Source organism: Azorhizobium sp. AG788 (assembly GCF_943371865.1).
Classification (GTDB): domain Bacteria; phylum Pseudomonadota; class Alphaproteobacteria; order Rhizobiales; family Xanthobacteraceae; genus Azorhizobium.
Genome location: NZ_CALRWL010000007.1, coordinates 137,675 through 147,627 on the forward strand (window position 1 = coordinate 137,675; position 9,953 = coordinate 147,627).

9 protein-coding genes are annotated in these 9,953 nt (G+C 67.1%); 1 reads left to right on the plus strand and 8 read right to left on the minus strand.

The features are described from left to right. Complete coding sequence (locus AAG816_RS06845) at nt 1-963, minus strand: DMT family transporter (protein ID WP_341988816.1); 963 nt, start codon at nt 961-963, stop codon at nt 1-3. Nucleotides 964-1,051: 88 nt separating this feature from the next. Between AAG816_RS06845 and AAG816_RS06850 the strand changes: the two genes are divergently transcribed. Next, the gene (locus tag AAG816_RS06850) at nt 1,052-1,933 is read left to right on the plus strand and encodes a LysR substrate-binding domain-containing protein (protein ID WP_341988818.1); all 882 of its coding nucleotides are present in this window, start codon (nt 1,052-1,054) and stop codon (nt 1,931-1,933) included. Between the two features lie 40 nt (nt 1,934-1,973). Here AAG816_RS06850 and AAG816_RS06855 read toward each other — a convergent pair whose 3' ends face one another. The 7 genes from AAG816_RS06855 to AAG816_RS06885 form a co-directional block, all read right to left on the minus strand. Next, complete coding sequence (locus AAG816_RS06855; RefSeq protein WP_341988819.1) at nt 1,974-2,993, minus strand: zinc-binding alcohol dehydrogenase family protein; 1,020 nt, start codon at nt 2,991-2,993, stop codon at nt 1,974-1,976. Nucleotides 2,994-3,198: 205 nt separating this feature from the next. Then, a complete protein-coding gene (locus tag AAG816_RS06860; RefSeq protein ID WP_341988820.1) occupies nt 3,199-4,179 on the minus strand; it encodes a LysR family transcriptional regulator in 981 nt (326 codons plus the stop codon). A 334-nt stretch (nt 4,180-4,513) separates the two neighbouring features. Continuing rightward, nucleotides 4,514-4,933: a F0F1 ATP synthase subunit epsilon gene (locus AAG816_RS06865; RefSeq protein ID WP_341988821.1), complete on the minus strand. Its 420-nt coding sequence runs from the start codon at nt 4,931-4,933 to the stop codon at nt 4,514-4,516. A gap of 173 nt (nt 4,934-5,106) precedes the next feature. Continuing rightward, nucleotides 5,107-6,543: a F0F1 ATP synthase subunit beta gene (gene atpD / locus AAG816_RS06870; protein WP_341988822.1), complete on the minus strand. Its 1,437-nt coding sequence runs from the start codon at nt 6,541-6,543 to the stop codon at nt 5,107-5,109. 35 nt (nt 6,544-6,578) lie between these two features. Next, the gene (locus tag AAG816_RS06875) at nt 6,579-7,451 is read right to left on the minus strand and encodes a F0F1 ATP synthase subunit gamma (RefSeq protein WP_341988823.1); all 873 of its coding nucleotides are present in this window, start codon (nt 7,449-7,451) and stop codon (nt 6,579-6,581) included. A 40-nt stretch (nt 7,452-7,491) separates the two neighbouring features. Continuing rightward, on the minus strand, nt 7,492-9,021 hold the full coding sequence (atpA, locus tag AAG816_RS06880; protein ID WP_341988824.1) for a F0F1 ATP synthase subunit alpha: 1,530 nt from the start codon (nt 9,019-9,021) through the stop codon (nt 7,492-7,494). Continuing rightward, complete coding sequence (locus AAG816_RS06885) at nt 9,021-9,611, minus strand: F0F1 ATP synthase subunit delta (protein ID WP_341988831.1); 591 nt, start codon at nt 9,609-9,611, stop codon at nt 9,021-9,023. Before AAG816_RS06885 ends, atpA begins: the two co-directional genes overlap by 1 nt. Between the last annotated feature and the right edge of the window lie 342 nt (nt 9,612-9,953).

Genomic DNA, 9,953 nt, shown 5'->3' on the forward strand with positions numbered 1-9,953 from the left:
TCAGGGCTGCGGCTTGCGCCGCGCGGAGAGCCCGCTCACCGCCAGCACGCCGATGACGATCAGGCCGCACCCGAGCAATTCCATCAGGCCCGGCGCTTCATCCAGCAGCAGCATCGAACCGAGCACGGCGGCCGGAGGCGTCAGGGAGGTGATGGCGGTGGCCCGCGCCGGCCCCAGGCACCGCACCGCCGTGGTGTAGGTGATCAGCGCCACCACGCCGGCGAGGACGCCCTGGACCAGGACCTGCCGGCCCAAGGCGGGCAGCGGCGTCACCTGGAGCGCCTGCCAGATCTCATGCCCGGCGAACGGCAGCAGCAGCACCACCGACCACAGCCCCACGAAGGCCGCGGCCTGGATCCCGCTCAGGCCGCTGGCGCGGAACGACACCGTATAGATCGACCACGCCAGGGATGCCCCCAGGATCGCCAGATGACCGCGCCAGGCGCCCCCGGCCAGGTCCATCAGCCCATTGCCGGTGATCGCAACCACGCCGCCGGAAATCAGCAGCACGCCGACGATCCGCCACGGGCCGATGCGCTCGCCCAGCACCAGCGCCGAGATGACGGCGATGAACAGCGGCAGGCTGCCGGCCAGCAGCGGGCCGGCCTCGGAGGCCGGCGCATAATGCAGGCCCCACAGCACCAGGAACTGATAGGGCAGGCCAGCAGACATCAGTCCCAGCAGGGCCAAGGGCGGCGCGGTGCGGGGAACGGCCCGGAACCGCCACCAGGCCGGCGCCAGCACCAAAGCGGCGGTGCCGAAGCGGATGAAGGCCAGCAGGGAGGCCGGAAGGGGCTGGTTACCGTGCATGGCAAAGCGGGTGCTGATCACCCAGGTGGTCCAGATCAGCACGGTGAGCAGCGCGCTGGCGATGCCCAGCCGCAAGGTCCGGCGCGCGGTGGTGTCGCGCGAACGCGCGACGGCCGCCGCAGGCGTATCGGTGCATTCCGAAGGCGCCGTCATGATGCCGGCCCCGCTGCCCGCCGCGCTTGAAGCGCAGATGGATTTCTCATAGAATACTCATCATCTAATTCTATTTTCGATGGATAGCATGCGCCATCCCGACCTTGAACTGGATCTGCTGCGCGCCTTCGTCGCGGTGGCGGAAGCGGCCAGCTTCACCGCGGGCGCGGAGGTGGTGGGGCGGTCGCAATCGGCGGTCAGCCAGAAGATCCTGCGGCTGGAGGAGATCCTGGGCCGGCGGGTCTTCACCCGCACCAGCCGGTCGCTGCAGCTGACGCCGGAGGGCGAGCGGCTGTTGGTGGCGGCGCGCCAGATGCTGGAGTTCAACGACCGGCTGGTGCGCGACCTGCGCGAGCCCGCCGCCCGCGGCGCATTGCGCCTGGGCATCACCGAGGATTTCATTCCCGGCCAGTTGCCCAAACTGCTGGCCCGCTTTGCCCGGGTCTATCCCGGCGTCCATCTCAATCTGACCACCGCGCTGAGCTGCGATCTGCTCAGCGCCTTCGATGCCGGCCAACTGGATGCCATCATCGCCAAGAAAGACGGCACCGCGCAGCGCGGACGGGTGATCTGGCGCGAGCCCTTGGTGTGGATGGCGGCGGCGGATGCGGTGATCGATTTCTCCACTGCGGCGCGGCTGGTGATGCTGCCGGCCCCCTGCACCTATCGGGCGGTGATGCTGGAGGCCCTGGATGCGGCGCGCCAGGACTGGGTGGGCGTGTGCACGGCCAGCAGCCTCATGGGCATCCAGGCGGCGGTGGCCGGCGGCTTGGGCCTCTCCGTGCTCGGGCGCTCGTTCGTGCAGCCGGGGCTGCGGGAACTGGAGACGCCGGACCACTGGCCGGCGCTGCCCATGACCGAGATCGTGGTCATGGGCGAGGACAGCCGGGCGGCCGACCTGGTCCGCCCGCTGGTCACCTTCCTCACCGAAAACCTCGCCGGGCGCGGGCCGCTGACCCGCGCCGCCTGAGCCAGGCTTGAGATGGTCTTGCGGGTGACTGAGCGCGGGATCAGTCCGGGAAGCCGGTCAGCACGGCCTTGCCGATCGAACGTCCGCTTTCCACCAGCCCGTGCACCCGGCGCAGGTTTTCCGCGGTGATCGGCCCCGCATCCTGCGTGAGGGTGGTGACGAGGACGCCGGCATCCACCAGATCCGCCACCTCATTCAGCAGCCGATGCTGCTCGATCATGTCCGCGGTGCCGAACAGCGAGCGCGTGAACATCAGTTCCCAATGCACCGACACGCTCTTGCGCTTGAACGGCACGATGTCGAGGCTGGCGGGATCATCGATCAGGGCCAGATGCCCCTGGGGGGCGATCGCCGCCAGGATGGCCGGCAGATGCGCCGCCGTGGCGGTGAGGCTGGCGACATAGTCCACCTGAGGCATGCCGATGGCGACCAGCTCTTCGTTCAGCGGCTTGCGGTGGTCGATCACATGGTGCGCACCCATCTTGAGGCACCAGGCGACGGTTTCCGGGCGCGAGGCGGTGGCGATCACGGTCAGCCCGGTCAAGCGCCGCGCGATCTGGGTGAGGATGGAGCCGACCCCACCCGCCCCGTTGATGATCAACAGGGTGCCGCCTTGCCGCTTCACGCCATAGGGCACCTGCAACCGGTCGAACAGCAATTCCCACGCGGTGATGGCGGTGAGCGGCAGCGCCGCCGCTTCGGTGAAGGACAGCGTCGCCGGCTTGCGCCCCACAATGCGCTCATCCACCAGATGGAAGGCGCTGTTGGTGCCAGGGCGATCGATGGCACCGGCATAGAACACCGCGTCCCCCGGTTGGAACAGCGTCACCTCCGCGCCCACCGCATCGACGATGCCCGCGGCATCGAAGCCCAGCACGCGCGCCTCCCCCTCGGGAGGCATGGCATTGGCGCGGACCTTCACATCCACCGGGTTCACCGAGACCGCCCGCACCGCAACCCGTAGATCGCGCGGGCCGGGGGTCGGCAGGGGCAGGTCGAGATCCAGCAGAGCGTCTGCGTCCGTCAGCGGCAAGGGGGTGCGGAAACCGATGGCTTTCATGGGGAACCTCAAAAGAGCGGGGGGCCGCACCGCGCCCACCCCTATGCGTGGGGGGAAGCCGGCCGCAACGATCTGGGGCGGGTGGCGTCGATCTTCACCCTTAGGCCGGCGATTGCAGAGATCCAGCGCATAGTTCAGATCGGATGCAGTTGATTCTCCGCTTGATCCCCCATGCCCCCACGGGACAGGCGGTGCCCGTCGGCCGTCAGCCTTCGGACGTCTGTGCCGATGGTGGCTCCCGGCGGTCCGGCCGTGACGCCGAAGCGGGCCGCGTGTGGGCGCCTTGCACCGTCTCTGCCTGATGGAGGAAGCGGGAAATCAGCCAGGACCCCGCCGGGCCGGGCGGGGTGTCGGTCCGGTGGATGGCCTGGAGCCGGTAGGGGCCGCCGCGGCAGTCCGGCAGATCCAGCACCACCAGCCGCCCAGAGGCGAGGTCTTCCCGCACCATGGGTTCCGGCAGATTGCCCCAGCCGATGCCCTCGCGCAGCAGCATGTGCTTGGAGCCCAGATCCGCCAGCCGCCAGGTGCGGGTGCCGAGCACCGCATATTCCGAGCCATGGGTCAGGGTCGAGCGATCGGTGAGCACCAGTTGCACATGGTCCCGTCCGGCGCCGGGCGGATTGCGGCCGGCGCGGGCCAAAGGATGATCGGGCGCCGCCACCGGGATCAACTCCACGAAACCGACCTCGATGCGCTCAAGACCATCGGTATCAAAGTCCATCGGGCCGCTGATGCCGATGCTGGCTTTGCGGGTCAGCACCATGTCCGCCACGGCGCCCAGCGCCTCCACATAAAGCCGCAGCGTGACGGTGGGAAACGCCGCCTGGAACGCCTTGAGCGCATCCACCACCCGGTCGGCGGGCAGCATCACATCCAGCGTCAGATGCACCTCCGCCTCCAGCCCCTCCCGCAGGCCCTGCACCTTGGCCCGCAGCCCGTCCAGGCCGCCGGCCACAATCCGCGCCTCCGCGAGAACGGCCGTGCCCGCATCGGTCAGGCGCGGGGTCTTGCTGCTGGCACGGTCGAACAGGGACACGCCCAGTTGCGCTTCGAGATTGGCGATGGCGTAGCTGATCACCGACGTGGCGCGACCCAGGCGCCGGGCGGCGCCGGCAAAACTTCCGGCATCCGCCACCGCCAGGAACACGCGCAATTGGTCGAAGGTGGGCGTGCCGGGCGCATTCATCGGACTTCCTCGAACGAAGAAGCCGAGAATAGACCGAAAAGTTGATGGATGGCAGGGCGGCGCCGGGCACGAAGACGCGGGCTCAGGGGCGCGGGTGCCTCAACCGGCGGCACGGACCCTCCGTTCGGGAGGCGGCCAGACACGGTGATGCGGAATGGGATGGCAGCGGCATCGAGCGGGAAAACGCGGGCCACAGGCGACGACGCCAGTTCTTTGCGGCGTTTCCCCGGGCGGATTGGCCCCGGATGCGTCAGCCCTCAGGCCCAGACGCGACGGCCGTGGATGCGTCGCGTGGGGAATAGGCGGGTTCGGCTCGAACCCGCCGGGGCGCGGATCAGTGCGCGGCCTTGGCGGCGTTGAGATCGAGCAGATCGGCCACCTGCTGCAGGTCGGCCAGATTGCGCTCGGCCTTCTGGCGGCCCTCGTCGCTGCGGGCGTCGGCCACGTCTTCGCGGGCATCCTTGATCAGCTGCGCCAAAGCGGCGCGGTCGAAGGATTCCACCGGGGTGGCCTGCTCCGCCAGGACGGTGAGGCCCTTGGGGTTGGCTTCGGCAAAGCCGCCGCGCACGAACAGGCGCTTGTCGGCGCCGTCGCCCTTGATGGTCAGGATGCCGGCGGCGATGGTGGAGATGAAGGGGGCATGGCCCGCCATCACGCCGAACTCGCCCTCGGAGCCCGGCACAATCACTTCAGTGACCGACCCGGAAAACACCAGACGCTCCGGGGAGACGAGTTCGAAAGGAAAGGTGGCCATCTGTTGTCTCCGACCTGAGCGATGCCGTCCGACGACCGGCAGCCATGACGCCTTCGGCCTCGCCCGATGGGTCCTGCGACCCCATGTTCCTCATGGCCGAGCCGCCGGACCGAGGTCGGCGGCTCAAGCCGTGGCCGAAGCCCGCGGGGGCTTCGACGGCGATGATGGAAAGCTCAGGCCGCTTCGGCGGCGAGCTTCTTGCCCTTCTCGATGGCTTCTTCGATGGTGCCCACCATGTAGAAGGCCTGCTCTGGCAGGTGGTCGTACTTGCCGTCCACCAGGCCCTTGAAGCCCTTGATGGTGTCGGCCAGGTCGACCAGCTTGCCGGGCGAGCCGGTGAACACTTCCGCCACGTGGAAGGGCTGCGACAGGAAGCGCTCGATCTTGCGGGCGCGGGCCACGGTCAGCTTGTCCTCTTCGGACAGTTCGTCCATGCCCAGGATGGCGATGATGTCCTGGAGCGACTTGTAGCGCTGCAGGGTCTGCTGGACCTGACGGGCCACGCCATAATGCTCTTCGCCGATGACCAGCGGGGAGAGAATGCGCGAGGTGGAGTCCAGCGGATCCACCGCCGGGTAGATGCCCTTTTCCGCGATGGAGCGGGACAGCACGGTGGTGGCGTCCAGATGGGCGAACGAGGCCGCAGGCGCCGGATCGGTCAGATCGTCGGCGGGCACGTAGATGGCCTGCACCGAGGTGATCGAACCCTTGTTGGTGGTGGTGATGCGCTCCTGCAGGGCGCCCATGTCCGTGGCGAGGGTGGGCTGATAGCCCACCGCCGACGGGATGCGGCCCAGCAGAGCCGACACTTCCGAGCCGGCCTGGGTGAAGCGGAAGATGTTGTCCACGAAGAACAGCACGTCCTGGCCCTGGTCGCGGAAATGCTCGGCGACGGTCAGGCCGGTGAGTGCGACACGGGCGCGGGCGCCCGGGGGCTCGTTCATCTGGCCATAGACCAGGGCGCACTTGGAACCGGCGGCCGAGCCGTTGTTCTCGTGCGGATCGACGTTCACCTTGGACTCGATCATCTCGTAATAGAGATCGTTGCCCTCGCGGGTGCGCTCGCCGACGCCGGCGAACACGGAGTAGCCGCCGTGCGCCTTCGCGATGTTGTTGATCAGCTCCATGATGAGCACGGTCTTGCCCACGCCGGCGCCGCCGAACAGGCCGATCTTGCCGCCCTTGGAGTAAGGCGCCAGCAGGTCCACCACCTTGATGCCGGTGACCAGGATTTCCGCTTCCGTGGACTGGTCGGCGTAGGAGGGGGCTTCCTGATGGATGGCGCGCTTCATCTCGCCCACCACCGGGCCCAGCTCGTCCACCGGCTCGCCGATGACGTTCATGATGCGGCCGAGGGTGGCTTCACCCACCGGGACCATGATGGGCGATCCGGTGTCGGTGACCGGCTGGCCGCGCACCAGACCCTCGGTGGAGTCCATGGCGATGGTGCGCACGGTGTTCTCACCGAGATGCTGCGCCACTTCGAGCACCAGGCGATTGCCCTGATTGCTCGTCTCGACGGCGTTCAGGATGGCAGGCAGGTGGCCGTCGAACTGCACGTCGACAACGGCACCGATGACCTGGGTGATGCGTCCGGTAGGATTGGCCATTTTTCGTCGTCCTTTGTCCTTGACCGCGCTGCCGTTCAGAGCGCTTCGGCGCCGGAGATGATTTCGATGAGTTCTTTGGTGATCTGGGCCTGACGCGTCCGGTTGTAGATCAGCGTCTGCTTCTTGATCATGTCGCCGGCGTTGCGCGTGGCGTTGTCCATGGCGCTCATCTGCGAGCCGTAGAAGGACGCCTGGTTCTCCAGCAGCGCGCGGAACACCTGCACCGCCAGATTGCGCGGCAGCAGGTCGGCGAGGATCTCGCTTTCCTCCGGCTCGTAATCATAGACGGAGGAAGCGCCCTCGCCCTTGGCCTGGAACGTCGCGGGGATCAGCTGCTGCGCCGTCGGCACCTGCGAAATCACGCTCTTGAACTGCGAGAAGAACAGGGTGCAGACATCGAACTCGCCCGCATTGAAGCGGCCGATGATCTTTTCCGCAATGTCGTGGGCATTGGTGAAGCCCAGCGTGCGCACCGCGCGCAGGTCCACCAGTTCCACGATCTGGCCGGGGAACAGGCGGCGGAGCTGGTCATAGCCCTTGCGGCCGACGCAGAAGAACTTCACGTCCTTGCCCTGGCCGATCAGCAGATTGGCGCGCTCACGGGCGAAGCGGACGATGGAGGTGTTGAACGCCCCGCACAGGCCGCGCTCGGAGGTGCAGACCAGAAGCATGTGCTTCTCGGTCTTCCCCGTACCGGACAGCAGCAGCGGGGTATCCGCGCTGACCGTCATCCCGGATGCGATGTTGCCGAGCACCGTCTCCATGCGCTCGGCATAGGGACGGGCCGCTTCCGCCGCCATCTGGGCGCGACGCAGCTTCGCCGCGGCGACCATCTGCATCGCCTTGGTGATCTTCTGCGTCGCCTTCACGGAGGCGATGCGGTTTCTCAGGTCTTTCAGGCTCGCCATCGCACCCGTCCCTTTACATCAAGAGGCCCGAGGGCACCGTTCAGGCGAAGCTCTTGGCGAAAGCGTCAAGCGCCTTCACCAGCTGCGCGGTGGTGTCCTTGGACAGCTCCTTGGAGGTGCGGATGGTGTCGAGGATCTCCTGGTGCTGCGAGCGCAGCGCCAGCAGCAAGCCGGCCTCGAACTCGCGAACCTTGTTCACCGGGATGGCATCCAGATAGCCGTTGGTGCCGGCGTAGATCACCACGACCTGCTCTTCCACCTTCAGCGGAGAGAACTGGCCCTGCTTGAGCAGCTCGGTGAGGCGCGCGCCACGGTTCAGCAGCTTCTGGGTGGAGGCGTCCAGATCGGAACCGAACTGGGCGAAGGCCGCCAGCTCGCGATACTGGGCCAGCTCGCCCTTGATCTTGCCCGCCACCTGCTTCATCGCCTTGATCTGGGCGGAGGAGCCGACGCGCGACACCGACAGACCCACGTTCACCGCCGGGCGAATGCCCTGGTAGAACAGGTCCGATTCCAGGAAGATCTGGCCGTCGGTGATGGAGATCACGTTGGTGGGGATGTAGGCCGACACGTCGTTGGCCTGGGTCTCGATGACCGGCAGCGCGGTCAGGGAGCCGGCGCCATTGGCGTCGTTCAGCTTGGCGGCGCGCTCCAGCAGGCGGGAGTGCAGGTAGAACACGTCGCCGGGATAGGCTTCGCGGCCCGGCGGGCGGCGCAGCAGCAGCGACATCTGGCGATAGGCCACGGCCTGCTTGGACAGATCATCATGGATGATCAGGGCATGCATGCCGTTGTCGCGGAAATATTCGCCCATGGCGGTGCCGGAGAACGGCGCCAGGAACTGCATGGGGGCAGCGTCCGAGGCGGTGGCGGCGACCACGATGGAATATTCCAGCGCGCCCTGCTCTTCCAGCACCTTCACGAACTGCGCCACGGTGGAGCGCTTCTGCCCGATCGCGACATAGACGCAATAGAGCTTGGCCTTCTCGTCCGTGCCGGAGTTGATGGACTTCTGATTGAGGATCGCGTCGAGCGCCACGGCGGTCTTGCCGGTCTGACGATCGCCGATGATCAGCTCGCGCTGGCCGCGGCCGACGGGGATCAAGGCGTCGATCGCCTTGAGGCCGGTCTGCATGGGCTCATGCACGGACTTGCGGGGAATGATGCCCGGCGCCTTCACGTCGACGCGGCGACGCTCGGTGGCCACGATCGGGCCCTTGCCGTCGATGGGATTGCCCAGGGCGTCCACGACGCGGCCCAGCAGACCCTTGCCCACGGGCACGTCCACGATGGCGCCGGTGCGCTTGACGGTCTGGCCTTCCTTGATCTCACGGTCGGAACCGAAGATCACGATGCCGACATTGTCGAGCTCGAGGTTCAGCGCCATGCCGCGCGTGCCGTTCTCGAACTCGACCATTTCGCCCGCCTGGACGTTGTCGAGGCCGTAGGCGCGCGCGATGCCGTCGCCGACCGACAGAACCTGGCCGACTTCGGAGACTTCTGCCTCCTGGCCAAAATTCTGGATCTGCTCCTTGAGGATCGCGGAGATTTCAGCGGCTCGAATGTCCATCAGCGGACCTCTTTCATCGCATGCCGGATAGAATTGAGTTTGGTCTTGAGCGAAGCGTCGACCATGCGCGAGCCGACTTTCACAATGAGACCACCGAGGATGGACGGATCGACGCTCACGTCGAGGCTCACGTCCTTGCCGGTCTTTTGCGCCAGCGCTTCTTTGAGCGCCGCATAATAGGTATCGCTCAGCGGCTCGGCCACCGTCACCTGCGCCGTGCTCTGCCCGCGGCTCGCCGACACCAGAGCGGTGAAGGCGGCGCAAATGGACGGGAGCGCGAACAGGCGGCGATTCTGCGCCACCAGCTTCACGAAATTCGCCGAGATGCCGGTCATGCCCGCCGCCGACAGAACGGCGGTCATGGCTTTCAGCTGCTCGTCAGCCGAGAACACCGGGCTCTTCACCAGACGGGCCAGATCCGCGCTTTCAGCGATCATGGCCTTCAGCCGGTCGAGATCCGCCGCCACGGCGTCGGTGGAACCGGCCTCTTGGGCCAGCTCGAACAGAGCGGTTGCATAGCGCCCCGCCATGCCTGACACGATCGTCTCCACCAGCCATACCTCTCTTCGATCTGCCGGACCCGCGCGCATTCCGGATGGTGCGCACATAAGCCCTTGATCTGTAGGGAAGATTCTTTTTGGCTCCAAGATGGCACTGAATGCCGCCTCTCGAGCGTCGCGGTTCCCTAACACACGCGCTTTCGTGCGGCAACACGGTCAGAATCTTGTCAGCGTGCTGGATTGACGCACCGGAGCGGCACGGGGCCGGCTCAGCGCCTTCCGAAAGGGAAAAACAACCGCCGGGATGAGGGGATCGCGCGGGGATCCCGCACCCCGGTGACGGCGACGCGGTGGCGCACAATCCAGTCGCTTTGCCGCTTCCCGGCGCCGGCCGGCGCGGACGGTCGCGGGGCCAGAGAATCATGGGCCAGC